Annotated in this window: 15 protein-coding genes; 5 read left to right on the top strand and 10 right to left on the bottom strand. The window is 63.2% G+C overall.

Annotated features, from left to right (window positions below):
- Window positions 1-105: 105 nt before the first annotated feature.
- Both CH286_RS01960 and CH286_RS01955 read left to right on the top strand, forming a co-directional pair.
- Window positions 106-702 (top strand): hypothetical protein, encoded by a 597-nt coding sequence (locus CH286_RS01960; protein ID WP_249304988.1) that lies wholly within the window; start codon window positions 106-108, stop codon window positions 700-702.
- A complete protein-coding gene (locus tag CH286_RS01955; RefSeq protein ID WP_032404146.1) occupies window positions 699-1,181 on the top strand; it encodes a hypothetical protein in 483 nt (160 codons plus the stop codon). Before CH286_RS01960 ends, CH286_RS01955 begins: the two co-directional genes overlap by 4 nt.
- Window positions 1,182-1,202: 21 nt before the next feature.
- Here the strand turns inward: CH286_RS01955 and CH286_RS01950 are convergent, their stop codons facing one another.
- The 9 genes from CH286_RS01950 to CH286_RS01910 are packed head-to-tail and all read right to left on the bottom strand — an operon-like array spanning window position 1,203 to window position 11,610.
- Window positions 1,203-2,504: an MCE family protein gene (locus CH286_RS01950; RefSeq protein WP_037155550.1), complete on the bottom strand. Its 1,302-nt coding sequence runs from the start codon at window positions 2,502-2,504 to the stop codon at window positions 1,203-1,205.
- Window positions 2,501-3,616, bottom strand: a complete 1,116-nt coding sequence (locus CH286_RS01945) for an MCE family protein (protein WP_032404144.1) — start codon at window positions 3,614-3,616, stop codon at window positions 2,501-2,503. The genes CH286_RS01950 and CH286_RS01945 overlap by 4 nt, the downstream gene beginning before the upstream one ends.
- Window positions 3,613-4,845 (bottom strand): MCE family protein, encoded by a 1,233-nt coding sequence (locus CH286_RS01940; RefSeq protein ID WP_032404143.1) that lies wholly within the window; start codon window positions 4,843-4,845, stop codon window positions 3,613-3,615. Before CH286_RS01940 ends, CH286_RS01945 begins: the two co-directional genes overlap by 4 nt.
- On the bottom strand, window positions 4,842-5,897 hold the full coding sequence (locus CH286_RS01935; RefSeq protein ID WP_255182538.1) for an MCE family protein: 1,056 nt from the start codon (window positions 5,895-5,897) through the stop codon (window positions 4,842-4,844). The genes CH286_RS01940 and CH286_RS01935 overlap by 4 nt, the downstream gene beginning before the upstream one ends.
- Entirely contained in the window at window positions 5,894-6,916 is a 1,023-nt protein-coding gene (locus CH286_RS01930) for an MCE family protein (RefSeq protein ID WP_094608179.1), read from the bottom strand. The genes CH286_RS01935 and CH286_RS01930 overlap by 4 nt, the downstream gene beginning before the upstream one ends.
- Window positions 6,913-8,118 (bottom strand): MCE family protein, encoded by a 1,206-nt coding sequence (locus CH286_RS01925; RefSeq protein WP_094608178.1) that lies wholly within the window; start codon window positions 8,116-8,118, stop codon window positions 6,913-6,915. The genes CH286_RS01930 and CH286_RS01925 overlap by 4 nt, the downstream gene beginning before the upstream one ends.
- A gap of 2 nt (window positions 8,119-8,120) precedes the next feature.
- Window positions 8,121-8,963, bottom strand: coding sequence for an MlaE family ABC transporter permease (locus CH286_RS01920; protein WP_032404140.1), 843 nt, complete (start codon window positions 8,961-8,963; stop codon window positions 8,121-8,123).
- Between the two features lie 8 nt (window positions 8,964-8,971).
- Window positions 8,972-9,757 (bottom strand): MlaE family ABC transporter permease, encoded by a 786-nt coding sequence (locus CH286_RS01915; RefSeq protein WP_037155554.1) that lies wholly within the window; start codon window positions 9,755-9,757, stop codon window positions 8,972-8,974.
- Window positions 9,754-11,610 carry a multicopper oxidase domain-containing protein gene (locus tag CH286_RS01910; RefSeq protein WP_094608177.1) on the bottom strand — a complete coding sequence of 619 codons (1,857 nt, stop codon included), beginning with the start codon at window positions 11,608-11,610 and terminating at the stop codon, window positions 9,754-9,756. The genes CH286_RS01915 and CH286_RS01910 overlap by 4 nt, the downstream gene beginning before the upstream one ends.
- Before the next feature lie 103 nt (window positions 11,611-11,713).
- Here CH286_RS01910 and CH286_RS01905 point away from each other — a divergent pair, with 103 nt between their 5' ends.
- The 3 genes from CH286_RS01905 (at window position 11,714) to CH286_RS01895 (ending at window position 14,583) form a co-directional block, all read left to right on the top strand.
- Window positions 11,714-12,553, top strand: a complete 840-nt coding sequence (locus tag CH286_RS01905) for an esterase/lipase family protein (protein ID WP_094608359.1) — start codon at window positions 11,714-11,716, stop codon at window positions 12,551-12,553.
- A gap of 61 nt (window positions 12,554-12,614) precedes the next feature.
- Window positions 12,615-13,244 carry a TetR/AcrR family transcriptional regulator gene (locus tag CH286_RS01900; protein ID WP_094608176.1) on the top strand — a complete coding sequence of 210 codons (630 nt, stop codon included), beginning with the start codon at window positions 12,615-12,617 and terminating at the stop codon, window positions 13,242-13,244.
- 70 nt (window positions 13,245-13,314) lie between these two features.
- Complete coding sequence (locus tag CH286_RS01895; protein WP_255182537.1) at window positions 13,315-14,583, top strand: CaiB/BaiF CoA transferase family protein; 1,269 nt, start codon at window positions 13,315-13,317, stop codon at window positions 14,581-14,583.
- Here CH286_RS01895 and CH286_RS01890 read toward each other — a convergent pair.
- Window positions 14,552-16,399 (bottom strand): multicopper oxidase family protein, encoded by a 1,848-nt coding sequence (locus tag CH286_RS01890; RefSeq protein ID WP_094608174.1) that lies wholly within the window; start codon window positions 16,397-16,399, stop codon window positions 14,552-14,554. The two genes, CH286_RS01895 and CH286_RS01890, sit on opposite strands and share 32 nt — an antisense overlap.
- Window positions 16,400-16,421 lie beyond the last annotated feature (22 nt).

The raw sequence follows: 16,421 nt of genomic DNA, 5'->3' as shown, positions 1-16,421 counted from the left end.
ATACTTCGAGGTATGGACAAGTCCCGTTCTTTTCGTTCATTCGGCTGCGAACCGTCCATACTGTGTAGTACGGTCGGTTGGTTCTGGACTGAGAGAGTGATATCGATGAGTGAGCGAGAAGCAGTGCTGGAGAGCGCATCCGAATCGACCGAGGATGCGCCGGATGTCGATGACATCGCTGTCGACAAGGACGAATCGAACGATGAACCCAGGCGTCCGCTGCGGCTGCGTCGCAGTCTGATCGGGTTCGCTGTGCTCGGGGTCGTGGCGCTCGGCGCGAGCAGTGCACTGCTGCTGCATCAGCATCAGAAGTTGGCTGCTGCACAGGACCTTCAGCAGCGCTATCTGCAGGTTGCCCGCCAGAGTGTGCTCGATCTGACCACGATCTCCGCGTCGACCGTCGACGACGATGTCGCGCGAGTTCTGGAGCGTTCGACAGGCACGTTTCGCGACCAGTTCGGCGAGCGAGCAGATGATTTCGTCTCGGTGGTGCAGCAAGCCGATGTGCAGGCGACGGGGTCCATCACCGAAGCGGGAATCGAGAACGCCGACGACCGCACAGCGAGTGTTCTCGTGGCAGCGACGTCGAGTGTCACCAATTCGTCCGGCGCGCAGGAAGAACCGCGAGTGTGGAGACTGCGAGTGACCCTCGACAACGCCGGCGAGTCGATCTTGGTCTCCGATGTGGAGTTCGTCCCGTGATCCACCATCGGCTACTGGTAGCGGGCCTGTCGGTGCTGCTCGTCGGCGCCGGCGCATCCACGGCCTCGCTCTACGTGATGAATCGAGCCGACGAAGAGCAGCAGCAGGTGCGCTCGGCAATCAGCGACGCGGCCGACGACGGTGCCGTCGCGGTCCTGTCCTACCGCGCCGAGTCGGTCGACGCCGACATCGAGCATGCCGCGTCCTTCCTCACCGGCGATTTCCTGAACTACTACAGCGCATTCGGTGCCGAGTCCATCGCTCCGGCCGCGAAAGATCGCGGAATCACCTCGAGTGCAACGGTATCGGCCAGTTCAGTGGTGTCATCGTCGGAAGACTCGGCGGTGGCACTGGTGTTCGTGAACCAGAACATCACCTCCACCGACGCACCGGATCCGAAGGCCGCATCGAGCAGCCTCCGGATCGAACTCACCCAGGTCGACGGCCGGTGGTTGATCTCCACACTCGATCCGATCTGACTCCGAGGACGTCGTGGGCGCTCAGCCCCCGCCAGGGACCAGCAGGCCGTCCAGGGTCTGCGTCGTGGTGTCGAGGTTCTCGTCGACGTATCGCCGACCGTCGCCGGCGATGTAGGAACTATCGGTCGTGTCGTATTCGCCGGTGGATGCCACCGGGTCGCGGCATAGTTCCACGGTAGCGGCACGACGCCCCGGAAACTCCATGCACGGAAGGTTTCTCGCGCCACGAATGGCAGTCGGATCGGCCGGATCGACCTTGCAATAGAGCCCGTCAGGAGTCGGGATGGTGTCGATCTCGGTGGGTGATCGGCGTTCGGATGCCGGTAGGAACCCGGTGGTGCAGGGCGGTGGGTCGTTCACCTGCGCCGCGAAGTACGTGTTCTGGCCCGGCTCGCCGGACTGGGAATTGAGCATTCCTGTTCCCTGTGTCGCTGCGATGAGGGGCGGGTACAACACCAGAATCTGTTCGATCGACGGGTTGTAGACCACGGCAACCTGTTCGACGGTCGTCAGATTCGCCAGTAGCAGAGGCAGTGTCGGCTGCAGCTGCTGGAACAACGCGGTCACTTCCGTGGCCATCGGTGTGCCCTTGTCGATCAGGGAGCGGATCGACGCGTCGCGGTCGCGTAGTTCTCCGGTGACACCGGTCAGCGATGCCGCCCAGGCTCTGATCGACTCACTGCTCGCTGCGGCGGCAGTCAGGACGGGGTCGGCGTTGTCGATCAGTCCGGTGATCGACGCGGCATCGGCGTTCGCGTCGGCGCTCAGGGTCCGGAACGAGTCGAGGAGTTCGGCTACGTTCGTTCCGTTGTTGCCCAGCGCTGCAGCGCTTTCGTCGAGCACGCTCCGAAGGTTGTCGGAGCCGATGGATGCCAACGCCGTCTGCAGCAGGTCGATCGTGGGCCCAACCTGTTCGGGGACCGATGTCCTGTCCCGGGGAATCACCGAACCGTCGGACAGATACGGTCCGTCGGACGAGTCGGGGACGATGTCGATGTACTGCTCGCCGATCGCGGACATGGAGTGGACTTCGGCTTCGGTGTCGGCGGGAACTGCGACATCCGACTCGAGTGACAACACTGCCCGCGCTCCGTCACCGTGGCTGGTCAGCTCGACGACCCGGCCGATTTCGGACCCTCGATACGTCACGTTGGCTCCGGTGTACAGACCGGCACCGTCCGCGAGTTCGACGGCGACTCGATAGCGGCCGATGCCGAGCTGTTCCGACACTCGCGCGAAGTAGATCCCGGTGGTCGAGGTCGAGACCACCGCGACCACCAGAATGATCCACAGCTTGCGATGGAGAGACTGCTTCGGTGTCATGGAGTGCCTGCCGGTGGGATGAGAAGATCTGTGGTCGACGGGATCGTCGCTGCCGGGCTGGGTGAGAACGATCCGAGTGCGCCTTCGAGCGGCGTGCCGAGAAACAGCGCATTGTCGAGGGTGTCGAGCCGAAGGTCCAGTGTCACATCACCGTTGGCGTAGTCGCCGCGCACCGCATTCTGGTAGGTGTCGATCGGAAACGGATAGGTGAGTAGGTAGCGGAACGAGTCGGTCAGTGACGTACCGGAGTCTGCCAGGGAGGCCAGGACCGGACGCAACTCCTCCAGTTCGGCGACCAGGTCACCGCCGGTGTCGTCGACGATCTCTTTCGCGGTGCTTCCCAGCGTGCCTAGCGAGACCAGTGCGGTGGTCAGATCCTGTCGGCGATCGGACAAGACGTCCAGTGCAGGCCCGAGTGTCGTGACGGCGTCGGCAAGCACCTGGTTCTGAGCCGCGACGTCGGCGGCGAAGCGATCGAGGTTGTCGATGGAGCGTTCGATGTCGGCTTGCTGTTCGACGAGACCGTCGAGAAGGGTGTTCAGACGATCGATGAGAGCGCGAACCGATTCCGGCCGTCCACCGAGTGCGGCGTCCAGCTCGTCGACGATGTCACCGAGTTGGGGAAGTCCGCCGCCGTTCAGCACGAGCGAGAGCGAGGACAGCGTCTGTTCGGTGGTGGGGTACGCGCCTGCTCGATCCAGCGGGATGACATCTCCATCGGCGAGACGGCCGGTGGGTGACACGGCGGTAGGCGGCGACAGTTCGATGTGGGTGGAGCCCAAAAGGCTGGTCTGTCCGACTGCTGCCACGGCGTTCTCCGGCAGCTCCACGCCCTGGTCGATGTGCACGGTGACGACCGCGTGGCCGTCGTCCAGTTCGATGTCTGCGACGCGTCCCACCGTGACGTCGGAAGCGAGCACTCGCGAATTGCGGTCGATGGTGGATACGTCCGGCATCTCGATGGTCACCGAATATGCGCCTGGCCCTTCGCCTTCGGTGCCGGGGAGCGGGAGGGAATTGAGACCTTGCCAGCCACACCCGGAGGTCAGCAGAACGAGTGCCACACCGGTGAGCGGCAGTATCGAACGACGCTTCGGCGTGCGCGTCGTCATTGCCCGCCTCCCGGAAGGAGGAGGTCCGTCAGCGACGACGGCGAGGGTGCCGGGGCGGGGAATGGTGCCGGGGCGGCCGGTACGAGCTCGGGTTCGCTGTAGACCAGCTGATCGGGGAGTGCGCCCACTCCGTGAATCGGGTTGGTGGACAAGGGAAGATAATCGAAGGCCAGTGTTTTCAGCAACGGACCGAGGTACTGCACGCACAGATTCGCCCCTTCCTGAGCTCCGACTTCCTCCGCTGCGGCAATGGCAGAACAGATGAAGTCCATCGGATTGGCGAAGTTGTTCGGTGCCAGCGCGGAGACGATCGCATTGTGAGCCGGCTGGTAGATGTTGTTCAGGTTCGACAACGCGGTCGGGGCGACATGGAGTATCTGCGCGATTCCGTCCCGTTGCGCGGCGAGTTCACCGATCACGCTCTGCAGGCTGCGGAGAGTGTCGTCGAGACCGTCTCGATTGGCGGCGACGAAGCGCTGCACATCGCCCACCGCGACATCCAGTGACGTCAACGCGGTACCGATCTGTTCGGAGTTCGTATCCAGGACCTCGGTGATCGACGCCATCGAGTTGTTGAAGTTCACGATCTGCTGTCCGCTCGCCGACAGTGCAGAGACGAATACCTGCAGGTTCCGGACGACGGCGAACAGGTCGGTTCGGCCGTCGGACAACGTCTTCAGCGCATCGGAGAGCTGACTGACCGTAGTGGCGATGTTCTGCCCTTGACCTCGCAGGTTGGCATCGGCAGCGTCTACCAGGGCCCCGAGAGGTGCCTGTCGATCAGGTGTCGCGGTTCCCAACGCGTCGGCCACCCGGGCGAGCTGGGCCTTGATCTGATCCCACTCGACCGGAACCGCCGTGCGCGAGATCGGGATTCGTTGCCCGTCGTCCATTGCCGGGCCACCGGTGTAGGGCGGGGTGAGTTGGACGAAACGGCTGGCGACCAGGCTCTGCGAGACGATCACGGCCATGGCATCGGCGGGTACCGGATAGGACGAGTCGACTTCGAGCTCCACGTCGGCGTGATCGCCGCGGGGTTCGATCGACCGGACGGAGCCGACATCGACTCCCATGATCTTCACGTCGTCACCGACGTACAGGCCGGTGGTGCTCGAGAATTCGGCGACTATGGACGTGGTGATCATGCGAGGGACCACGGTGTACGAGACCGCGGCCAGCACCGCCAAGCCGGTTCCGATGGCGGCCAGTTGCCACTGCCGGGCCGTCACCGCGGCGCTCCGTCGATGACGGACAACGGGTTCACGGTGGCAGATTCGCCGGGAGCCGGACCGAGTCCGAGGGCGGCCCGAATGAACGGAGAGATGATCTGCCCGGGGATCAAGTTCTGAATGTACGAGTTGAAGAACGGTCCACTCGACACTGCTTCACCGAGTTGGGTGATGTAGGGACCCAGGTTCTCGATGGCCTGACCGATGTTGTCTCGGTTCTGTTCCAGAACCTCGAGGACCGAATCCAGTGAGGCGAGCGTCGACCCGAGTTGGGCCTCGTTGTCTGCGACGAGGCCGCTCAGATTCTGGGCGAGGTCGGTGACACTGTCGAACAGCCGGTCCACGGCGGCTCTGCGGCGATCGAGTTCACGCAGGATCGTGTCGGCATCGACGACGAGAGTGTCGATCTGTTCGCTGCGAGTGGCGAGTACCCCGGTCACTTGTTCCGCTGCCGCCAGCAGCGACCGCAAGGATTCGTCCCGGGATGCGATGGTCTGCGACAGTCGACCTACACCGTCGACAGCGGCCGCGAGGTCGGCGGGTGTCTGCTCGAGTACGTCGGTGGTCACGCGCATGGCGTCGGTGAGTCCATCGGTGTCGAGTTCGGTGACATCGTCGGTCAGATCTCCCAGCGCGTCGGTCAATTGGTACGGGCTCGTGGTGTTGTCCAGCTGGATCCGAGCCCCCGAACTCAATCGGCCGCTGGTGCCGGGATCGATGCGCAGGTTCTTCGTACCCAGCACCGTCTGTGTCGGTATGGACAGACGGGTATCTTCTCGCAGTATGACGTCGCCGCTCACGGTGAACGTGATTATGACTGTGTCCAAGTCGATTTCGATGTCGGTAACTGTGCCCACCGTAATCCCTGCGACCTCGACATCGGCACCGACGGCGAGCCCCCCGGTGTCCCGAAATGTGCCACTGTATTCAGAGCTGGCCGACAATATCGGCAGCGATGACACATTCGTCGCCACCAGCGTCAGCAGTATCGCCAGGACGGTACCGACGATACCGAGTCGGAGCATATTGCGACCTCGAACTCGCTGATTCATCGCGGCGCGCACCTTCCCGTTTCCTGGCCGATGAGCGGCGTGGTCAGCCCTCGGCCGTCGGGTGTATCGATCTTCAACTTGATGCCGCACAGGTAATAGTTGAAGAAGTTTCCGTACGCGCCGAGCCGACTGAGCGCAGCGTAGGTATCGGGCAACCGGGAGACGACGCTACCGATCGTCTCCTTTTCCGAATCCAGTTGAGCAGCAGTGCGACCGAGCTCGTCGAGCGTGGACTTCAGCGGCGGTCTGGCCACGTTAAGCAGGTCCGCCACCGTGGCCGATGACGAATCGATATCGTTCAGTGCCGTGCCCCACGCGGCGCTGTCGGTGGCCAGGCCGGACGCCAGATTCTGGGCACGATCGAGTGCTGTGGACACGACGTCCTTCTGGTCTGCCAACGTCGTCAAGGTCGTGTCCAGGTTGGTGATCACCCGTCCGATCACCTCGTCTCGATCGGCGAGGGATGTGGTCAGTGTGGCGGTATGGGCGAGCAGGGATGCGATCGATCCGCCCTGACCCTGCAGTGTCGCGACGAGTTCTGCGCTCAGATCGTTGACCTTCGAGGGATCGACGGCCTGGAAAAGTGGCTCGAAGCTGCCGATGAGTTGGTCCAGATCCAGTGCGGGTGAGGTTCGTTCGAGTGGAATAGTGGCACCCTCGTCCATCGGAACCGCATCCCCGGGTCCGTCCGCGAGTTCGAGATAGCGGTCGCCGACGAGATTCTGGTAGCGCACGGTTGCGGTCGTGGACGACGTCACGACGTAACCTGCACCCACGTCGATGCCGACCGCCGCGCGATCGTTGTCGACGATGGTGACGTCGCCGACCTTGCCGACTTCCACGCCTGCAACTCGTACGAAATCTCCACTGCGAAGGCCGGATGCACTGGTGAAGACTGCCCGGAACGAGGCTGTCGATTCGAATCTGACCTGTCCGAACACGACGACCAGGCACGCGAGCACGACGGCCATCACCACCACGAACACGATCAGCTTGATCGTCGTGGATGTGCGGCTCATCGGGTCCCGCCCGGTGCGGCGAGTCCGCCGGGCAGAAAGTCCAGTAACGAACTCGGTGACAAGACCGGGCCGGTATTGCCGGCACGGAACGGGTTCGATCCGGTGTCGGCAACCACGTACGGGGTCGGTACGGCATCGTTCGGCACGTTGGGCAATGCGCCGCATCGCGGTCCACCGGACGCCGCTACTCGGGGCAGGTCCGACTCGTACTCGTACGGCGGTATGCCGAAGAGCACGGTGCTGTTGAGCAACATGGTGCGTCCATTTCCGCCGGAAACTTCCTCGGCACCGACCCGGGCGCGGTCCGCTCCCTGTAGGAAACAGGTGAACTCGGGCGAATACTCCTCGAGCAGTTCGGTTGTCGGCTTCAACTCGTGCACAGTGCTCGAGATGCCTGCAGCATTGTCCGTCAGCACCGTATTTCCCACCTCGGCCATTCCGATCACGCCGAGCAGCACGGCGTCGAGACTGTCGGTGGTGTCGACGAGCGTGCGCCCGGTCGTCGTCAGGTTGTTCAGGTTCGTCAGCAGATCCGGTGCTGCGTCGGCCAACGTCTCGGTGGCGGTCGCTCCCGATGCGATGTCGCGCTGCAGCGTCGGAACCCGAGGTTCGACGCCGGCGAGCAGTGCGTTCGTCTCGTCGAGGGTCAGCCCCAGATCGCTACCGCGCCCACTCGTTGCCGTGGCCAACGAGGTCAGCGTCGCGTTCAGCTTGTCCGGTTCCACAGCCGCCAGCACCTCGGTCAGGGTCTCGAACACGGTGTTGACCTCCACTGTCACCGAGGATGATTCGACGACCGCGCCCGACACGATCGGTGTGGTCGATGGACTGGCAGGCTGGGTGAGCGTGACGAACTTCGACCCGAAGATCGTGGTAGCGGCAATCCGGGCCTCGACGTTCTCCGGAATGGACTGTGCTGCAGCGCCGTCGAGGCGAAGCTCGACGACCGCGCCACCTGGAACCTGGCGGACGGCGTCCACCGTTCCCACTTCCACGCCGTGCATCTTCACCAAGGCCCCCGGTTGCATCACGAGGCCGCTCCGATCCGACTGCAGTGTCACCCTGGTCGGTGGACGGACGGCATCGCCCACCGCGCCGGTGAAGGCGAAGTAGGTGGCCGCCACTGCGAGAACGAGCAGTGCGGCCATGATCACGGCAGCCACACGGGGTGCAGCCGATCCGATCCGGTGTGTGTGGTTCATCGTCACCCCGCCAGGTGTACTGATCGGGAATTACCGTAGAGGGCAAGCGAAATCATCAACGTCACCATCACGACGGTGATGAGCGAGAGTCGGACGGCGCGACCGGTGGCAGTTCCCACTCCTGCCGGCCCACCGGTGGCCGTGTAGCCGTAGTAGGTGTGGATGAGCATGACGGCAGCCGCCATGACGAAGACCTGCAGGAAGGACCACAGGACGTCCGAGGGGACGAGAAACGTCGAGAAGTAGTGGTCGTAGACGCCGCCGGATTGTCCGAGAACGACGACTGTGGCGATTCGGCTGGCCAGAAACGAGGTGATAAGTGACAAGGAGTACAGGGGCAGCACAGCGAGCATGCCTGCAAGCACCCGCGTTCCGACGAGATACGGCACGGATTTGATGGCCATGACCTCGAGCGCATCGATCTCCTCGCTGATGCGCATCGCACCCAATTGCGCTGTGGTGCCTGCGCCGATAGTTGCCGCCAAGCCGACGCCGGCAGTGATCGGAGCTACCACACGAACGTTGACATACGCGGCGAGAAAACCGGTGAGGGCATCGACACCGATATTCCCCAGGGAGTCGAATCCCTGGACTGCAACGGTAGCGCCGGCGAACAGCGTGAGGAATCCCAGCACGACGATGCTTCCACCGACGGCCGCGAGAGCGCCTGTGCCGAGACTGATCTCGGCAAGTACGCGCAGGGTTTCGGCTCTGTAGTCACGTGCGGCTTTTCCGGTCGACGCGACGGCGCGTCCGAAGAACAGAGCGAGATCGCCCACGGTGTCGATTCCGCGGACAACGCTGCGGTACCGACGATTCACTCGGACGGCGATATCGAAGCCCATCACGTTCTTCACCGGTCGCTCAGTGCAAGGCCGACAGACGTCAGCGTGAGATTGACGAGAAACAAAGCAACGAAGGAGAATACGACGGTCTCGTTGACTGCCTCGCCTACGCTTCGTGGCCCTCCGACGACGGATAGGCCGCGGTAGCAGGCGATCAGTGCGGCCAGTAAACCGAACAATGCCGCCTTGATCTCGGACAGGAGCAGTTCCGGTAGGCCGACGAGCAGGGTGATCCCGGATACGTAAGCACCTGGCGTGACGTCCTGGAGATACACAGAGAAGAAGAAGCCGCCCACGAGGCCGATGCTGCATACGGCTCCGTTCAACAGCGCCGCGATCATGGTGCAGGCAACGACACGAGGAACGACGAGCCGATGAATGGGGTCGATGCCGAGCACCTCCATCGCCGCCACTTCTTCACGGATGGTGCGCGATCCGAGGTCCGCGGCAATCGCTGTGGCCGCAGCACCGGCAACGACCAATACGGTCACCAGGGGACCGATCTGGGTCACCGCACCCAGTCCGGCCCCCGCGCCACTGAGATCGCTGGCTCCCAATTCCGAGAGCAGTGAGTTGAGTGTGAATACGACCAGAACCGTGAAGGGGATCGACATCAAGATCGTGGGTAGAAGAGACACTCGGGCGATGAACCAGCTCTGGTCCACGAACTCGCGCCACTGGAAGTCTCTGCGTCCCAGTGCCACCGCGGTGTCGATCGAGAGGCCGTAGAACTCACCGACCGCCGACGTCGCCTTGGCGGTCGCGCGCGCTGCACTCCGAAGAGGCTGTGTCACTGGGTTATCCGATACTTCAGCATCATGTCGTGGTCCTCGTGGTCGAGGAGATGGCAGTGCCAGACGTAGCCCTGAAGGTCGCCCGCGGGTTCCGCGGAATGGTCCATTCCGTTGTGCACCTGATGCATCGGGCCGTGATCGACGCTGTGTTCGGGACTCGGTTCCTGCGCCGACGTACCGCCGGGCCGGGCGAAGGTGGCGTCGGGGTCGAACCCCAATTCGTCGGCCGTCGGAAAACGAACGATGATGCGAGTGACCGTACCGCCGTCCACCCGGACCGTGTCCTTCCATCCGGCTTCCCACGGGGCAGGCGGGGTTGCGGGTCCGGCGAGAAACCCCTCCGGATCGGGAGTCCACTTGATTCCGACGGCGGGTTGTGGATTTGCCACCTGGTAATCGACGGTGCGCAGGGGAGTGCGGCTCAGGATCCTGAACGTGACGAGGTGGATGTGGATCGGGTGTGGATCGGGAGTGATGTTGACGATGTTCCACTGCTCGACCGTTCCGGGCCGAGGCATCTCGATATCCGGGTCGCTGTAGCGAAGATTGTTGAGCGACATGATGGCCGGTGGATTGCGCAGCGCATAGGGCTGGCTGACGGTGACGGTACGGATCTTCGTCGGCTGCTGGATCGGTGCGATCGGTGCCGGCCCTCGACCGCCGCGCAGCGATGTCGGTACCCCTCCGATGAATCCGCGCGCGGCACCCACCCTGAACCGACAGAACAGCGGCATGGTGACCGCGCCGATGACGGCCGCTTGAAAGGGTGGGGCCTCGTCGTTTCGTAACTCGACCGTCTGGCCCGCGTCGTAGTCGGAGAAGTCCACGAGTACGTCGTATCGCTCACCCGGAGCAACTCTGATCGACGTCACGGGCACCGGGGCGTCGAGCAATCCTCCGTCGTTACCGATGACCCAGAACCTCATGTGGTTCTCGAAGTGCAGATTCCACACGCTGTACGACGCGGCGTTGATCATCCGAAAGCGATAGAGGCCTCGGGCAACGGTGAGTTCGGGCCAGATCATGCCGTTGACGAGCCCCACATCTCCGACGGCTCCACCTTCCCAGGAACCCTCGGGCACGATGCGAGTCGATCGGATGCTCAGGTGACCGTCCTCGCGAAAGATTTTCTCCTGCATGACCAGTGGCATTTCGAATTCACCGGCAGGCAAGCCGAGGGAATTGTCGGTGAGGCCGGTGTCGAATCGATCTCGCAGTAGGTACATACCGGCCAGGCCCGCGTAGACGTTGACCCGGGTGATGGCCATCGCGTGATCGTGATACCAGAGCGTTGCCGCTTCCTGGCCGTTGGGGAAGTGGTGGACGATGCTTCCTCCGGGGAGTGTGAGCTGTTCCGGATTGCCGTCGCTCTCGGGAGGAGTCACGCCGCCGTGCAGGTGCAGGGACATCGGGGTCGAGGTACGGAAACTGTCGGTTACACCGTGCAGCGAGGTGTCCATGTCCTGGGCCATGGGGTGCAGGGCCATGTTGTTGGAGAATCGGAGGGTCAGCGGGTCCTCGGCGTGCCCTTCGATGATGGGCCCGAGGTAGCCGGGTTGTGCGTTCGGTCCGCAGTGATAGGCCAGGGTAGGTACCTCGGGCATGTCCGCATGGAATCTGTGCATCGCAGACACCGCATCGACCGAGAGATTCGATCCCGACACGGTCGGGAGTGTCGGTAGCGCATCTCGGAACGCAGTCACGTTGGGCGAGTGGAACAGCAGCGGACTCTCGAATGCGTTGTCGATGGGCGAGGTGAATGCGCGGGAGGCGCTGACGCCGCCGAGTGCCACTGCTGCGGTGCCGACACCCAGCGCTCGGAGAAGATTGCGGCGGGTCATGTCGTGCGCCATGTGTGAGGGGGCCTTTCGCGCCGGTCGAACGATGTGACACACACCATACCGCACTGTATGGTGTGGTCAATCACTTTCACCGAAACCGCAGATGGAGGGCCCGATGAAACTGCGTGAGAACGCAGGTCGAGTGGCGCGGGTTGTCGTCACGACCTCGTCGATCGTTGCCGCCGTCACGAGCTTCGGCGTTTCGGCCGCCGCTGCGTCCCCCTCGACGTGCGCCACGCCCACCGTCCTGGTGCACGATCTCGCATCTTCGGAGCGCGAGTGGGACGGGTGGCTCGACGAGCTGGGTGGCCGGGGTGTGTGCGCGTTCGCGTTCACCTACGGTGCCTCGGAGGCTTCGGTTCTGTTGCAGCAGAACGGACTGGCGGTGGCAGGTCTGTCGAGAATCGAGGACTCGGCAATCGAGTTCGGAGAATTCGTCGGCTCCGTCCGCGAACGCACCGGGGCCGACCGAGTGCAGGTTCTCGCGCACGGTGCAGGCGGGTTGGTGGCGCAGCAGTGGATTGCGCACGCCGGTGCGGAGGACGTTCGCACGCTGGTGACCGTGGGGCCGCTGTGGAACGGGACCGATATCGCCGGTCTCGGCACGATCGCTGCCGTCAATCGGAGCCTCGGAATCTACGACGCTCTCGCCGTGGTGGAAAAGCCTCTGCTCGAACCGATCTGCGCCGCGTGCGGCCAGATCGTCGCCAACTCCGGGTACATGCACGATGCTGCTCGCACTGGGTGGGTGGTGCCGGGGGTGCGATATGTCAACGTGATGTCGCGGTACGACGGCCTGATGACCGACCCTCTGTCGGCAGCAGTACCCGGCAGTGAGAACGTGATCGTCCAGGATGTGGACCCGAGCGATCGGGCGAACCACCTGCAACTGATGAACGATCCACTCGTTCGTCGGTTGGCCCTCACCGCCCTTACCGCCCCTGCCGTCGGATGACGACTTCGGATCGTACGATCGAAGGGCGGTACGCCGCTCCGACAGCGAGGAGTTCACTCTGATGGCAGGCACACCCAGGTCGGCGTCGTCGCGACGTGCACCCGCAAAGAAGGCTGTGGGGGCAAAGGCCGGGACCAAACCGGCGCGTCGCGCAACACGCTTGTCGGTCGACGACTGGATCGACGCCTCGTTCGAGCTGATGGCCACCGACGGCGTCTCCGGTGTGAAGATCACCAAGTTGTGTGAACGCCTCGAGGTCACCAAGGGGAGCTTCTACTGGCATTTTGCCGATATCGACAAGCTGATGGAAGCGATAGCGGACAAGTGGTGCGACACTCAGAACGACACTGTTCGTGGACTGAAAGGCCTCGAGACCGTCGAGGTCGAGCAGCGTCTGCAGATCATGGCCGAACTGTTGATCGACCAACGAACCTGGGCTGTGGAGTCGGCTGTTCGGGACTGGGCTCGCAACTACGGCAAGATCGCCGACGCGGTGCGCGAACTCGACAATCGAATCTTCGAGGTCGTCCAGCGCTCGCTGCTCGATCTCGGCTTCGACCCCGACGAGGCCCGGCTTCGGGCAGGCATTCTCGTGTACTCGGGCATCGGGTTCGTTCATGCGCGGGGCAGCCTGCCAACTCCATCGGCTGCGGAAGTTCATGCGATGTTCGAGCTGCTCACGCGCCATTGAAGCCGTAAATCAGTACCATACTCAATGGTACTGTGAGTGGGTTGATTCCCATCACTCGACGGAGGCTGCTGTGCTCGGAGAAGACCCATCTGCTGACTCGAATGCACTGCCGCTGAGCGGGTTTCGCGTACTGGAACTGGGGAACTACATCGCCGGGCCCACCGCTGCACGCCTGCTCGCGGATTTCGGTGCCGAAGTGATCAAGGTGGAGCGCCCGGACACGGGCGACGAGACCCGTTCGTGGCGCCTGTATTCAGGGACGACCTCCATGTTGTTCAGAACGCTCAACCGCAACAAGAAGTCGATCGTGCTCGATCTCAAGACCGAAGAGGGTCGACGGTCCGTCCTCGACTTGGCGGCGACGTGCGACGTGGTGGTCGAGAACTTCCGCCCTGGAACACTGGAGAAGTGGGGCATCGGGCCGGACGCCCTCGATGCCGCCAATCCGAACGTCGTCCTCGTGCGCATTTCGGCGTTCGGGCAAACCGGGCCGCTGTCGAAACGGCCGGGATTTGCTGCAGTTGCCGAAGCGTACAGCGGATTTCGGGAGTTGGTCGGCGATCCCGACCGGCCGCCCGTTCGGGTCGGAGTGTCCATAGGCGACACGGTAGCCGCATTGTATGCAGGATTCGGAGCAGTGATGGCGTTGCTGCACAATCGTTCTCGGACCATCGAAGAAGGTCCGCTGCCGCTGTCGTCTCGGGTGATCGATGTTGCGCTGAGCGAATCCATGTTCTCGGTGCTCGAGTCACTGATTCCCGACTACCTGGCGTACGGTGTCGAGCGGCAACGTCTCGGCGGGCGGATGGAAGGGATAGCGCCGTCCAACGCTTACACGTGCTCGGATGGGTTGTCGATCGTTGTGGCAGGCAACGGAGACGCCATCTTCGTTCGCTACATGCTGGCGATCGGGCGTCCCGACTTGGCTACCGATCCCGAACTGTCCGGTGGTGCGGGCAGGTGGAAACGTCGAGACGAACTCGATGAGGCGATCGGTGCGTGGGCTGCCACGGCGACTCGTGCCGAGGCGCTCGCAGTGCTCGACGCAGCGGAGGTGCCGAGCGGTCCGATCAATACAGCGGCCGATATCTGTACGGACGAGCAGATGCTCTCTCGCAACATGATTCAGCAGTTCCCTGTCGATACAGGTGGTCCTGACCCGGTCTCGGTGGGGTTTCCCGGCATCGTACCGGTAATCGGCGAGCGATCGGTGTCGATCCGCAACGTAGGACCTGAACTCGGTCAACACACCGACGATATTCTCGGTGAGTTGGCGAGCGCTCGAACAGATCTCGGTGGAGAGCAGGTCAATGGTGGTGTCCGCCGGCACCGTGCGTGACTGAGGAGGGGGCAGCGCCCTCGGCCGACACGACCCTCAGTCGTTGCATCATCTCGTTGTCCTCGTGATCGGTCAGATGGCAGTGCCACACGTACCCCTGCGCGGCGGCGCCGTCGGGGCCGGTGAACTCCGCGTCAGGATCGAATCCGAGTTCATCGGCTGTCGGCCATCGGACCAGAATTCGAGTGATCTGGTTCGGTGGGCATCGGACAGTGTCTTTCCATCCGGATTCGTACGGCGCGGGCGGTTCCGGGCTGTTCGTGGTGTACTCGTCGGCCGACGGTGTCCAGCGAGTACCCAGTAGCGGCGGTGGGTTCTCGGCCAGGTAGCGCACTTTGTCGAAGTCCTGGCGGCCGAGGACCTTGAACTGCACCAGGTGAACGTGCATCGAATGAACCTGAAAGGTGGCGTCCGCGTTCACGAAATCCCACTGCTCGGTGGTTCCCTGCACCGGCATGTCGAAATCGGACTGATCGAATCGCATGTTGTTCAGACTCATACCGAGGACACCGAGAAACGTGGGGTTCTCGGTGTTGGCGTTGACAGACAGCGTCGCTGTACGGACAGATTGTGGTGTCCCCGGAACAGCAGTGGCCGAGCGCCTCAGCGTGTGGGGGACGGTCCGCACCGGTGCCTGGCTCTCGCCGACGACGAAGCGCATCACGTCGCGGATCGCCATGGCGCCGTTGGCCTGTCCCGCGATCGATATCTGCATCGTGTTGACCAGATCGATGGCGGTTCCTGGCTCGGCACGGGAGAAGTCGATCAGAATGTCGTAGCGTTCGGCGGGCGCGATGTCCAGTTCGCCAACCATGACCGGGGCGTCCAGAAGTCCACCATCGCTACCGATCACCCAGAACGGCTCGCCGTTCGACAGTGCCAATCGGTAGTCGTTGAGTTGGCTCGAACTGATCAACCGAAAGCGATACACGCCTCGATCGACGTCGAGATAGGGCCACGCCTTACCGTTGACCACCATCACGTCCCCGCACAGTCCGCCCGCCCAGTGACCCTGCTGCACGGTCGGGGTGTTGTCGTAGCGCAACCGCCCGTCGTCGTAGAACAGTTTGTCGCACAACATCAACGGAATCTCACGAGTCCCCGACGGGAGCCCGAGTGGATTGTCTGCCTCACCGGTATCCCAGTCGTCACGAACGAAATAGGTTGCGGCCAGCCCGGAATAGATCGACAGACGACTCGTTCCCATCGAGTGGTCGTGGTACCACAGCGTAGTTGCGTCGAGATCGTTCCCGAAGGTCATCTCGACGCTCTGGCCGGGTCGAACGGCAGACGTCGGATAGCCGTCGAACTCGGGGCGGTTGGGCGCTCCGTGAAGATGGACAGCCAATGGTGGCTCCGTGCGGTCGATTTCGAGGGCACCGTGCAAAGTGGTGTCGACGTCGGCCGCGAGCACGTGCGAGCGCAGGTCGTTGACGAACCGCGTGGAGATGATCTCACCGCGCCGAACTTCCAGAATCGGACCCAGATGAGTGACGCCGTCGAATCCCCAGCTCGCAACTTCCGGTAGGTCACGGTGAAACCGGTGCTGGTGCAGTCCGGCGACGATGTCCCCGCCCAGGCGGCGGCGCGGCAGGATCGTCAGTGGGTCGATGAACTTGGTCAAGTTCGGAGACTTGTACGAGAACACCGAGATTCCAGGGATCGTCGGTTGGTCGTGCGCGCGCGACGGGAAGAACGGAGCCGTCGGGTCGGCGCTCGCACGCGAAAGCCATGCACCGCTTACGGTCCCTGCCACCACGGCTGCTGCGCTACCGAGGAGCCGTCGCCTGCTCGGCTGCCACTGTCGTTTCACCATCGGTTCCGTCCTCCCTGATGCA

The sequence above is a fragment of the Rhodococcus sp. WWJCD1 genome, from assembly GCF_002258735.1.
Classification (GTDB): Bacteria; Actinomycetota; Actinomycetes; order Mycobacteriales; family Mycobacteriaceae; genus Rhodococcoides.
The sequence above is the reverse complement of the archived record's forward strand: the minus strand, read 5'-3'. Positions and strand labels throughout refer to the sequence as shown.

Coding starts and splice junctions, on each gene's coding strand:
- CH286_RS01960 (WP_249304988.1), top strand. CDS start 106: ATGAGTGAGCGAGAAGCAGTGCTGGAGAGCGCATCCGAATCGACCGAG.
- CH286_RS01950 (WP_037155550.1), bottom strand. CDS start 2,504: ATGACACCGAAGCAGTCTCTCCATCGCAAGCTGTGGATCATTCTGGTG.
- CH286_RS01945 (WP_032404144.1), bottom strand. CDS start 3,616: ATGACGACGCGCACGCCGAAGCGTCGTTCGATACTGCCGCTCACCGGT.
- CH286_RS01935 (WP_255182538.1), bottom strand. CDS start 5,897: ATGAATCAGCGAGTTCGAGGTCGCAATATGCTCCGACTCGGTATCGTC.
- CH286_RS01930 (WP_094608179.1), bottom strand. CDS start 6,916: ATGAGCCGCACATCCACGACGATCAAGCTGATCGTGTTCGTGGTGGTG.
- CH286_RS01925 (WP_094608178.1), bottom strand. CDS start 8,118: ATGAACCACACACACCGGATCGGATCGGCTGCACCCCGTGTGGCTGCC.
- CH286_RS01920 (WP_032404140.1), bottom strand. CDS start 8,963: ATGGGCTTCGATATCGCCGTCCGAGTGAATCGTCGGTACCGCAGCGTT.
- CH286_RS01910 (WP_094608177.1), bottom strand. CDS start 11,610: ATGGCGCACGACATGACCCGCCGCAATCTTCTCCGAGCGCTGGGTGTC.
- CH286_RS01905 (WP_094608359.1), top strand. CDS start 11,714: ATGAAACTGCGTGAGAACGCAGGTCGAGTGGCGCGGGTTGTCGTCACG.
- CH286_RS01900 (WP_094608176.1), top strand. CDS start 12,615: ATGGCAGGCACACCCAGGTCGGCGTCGTCGCGACGTGCACCCGCAAAG.
- CH286_RS01890 (WP_094608174.1), bottom strand. CDS start 16,399: ATGGTGAAACGACAGTGGCAGCCGAGCAGGCGACGGCTCCTCGGTAGC.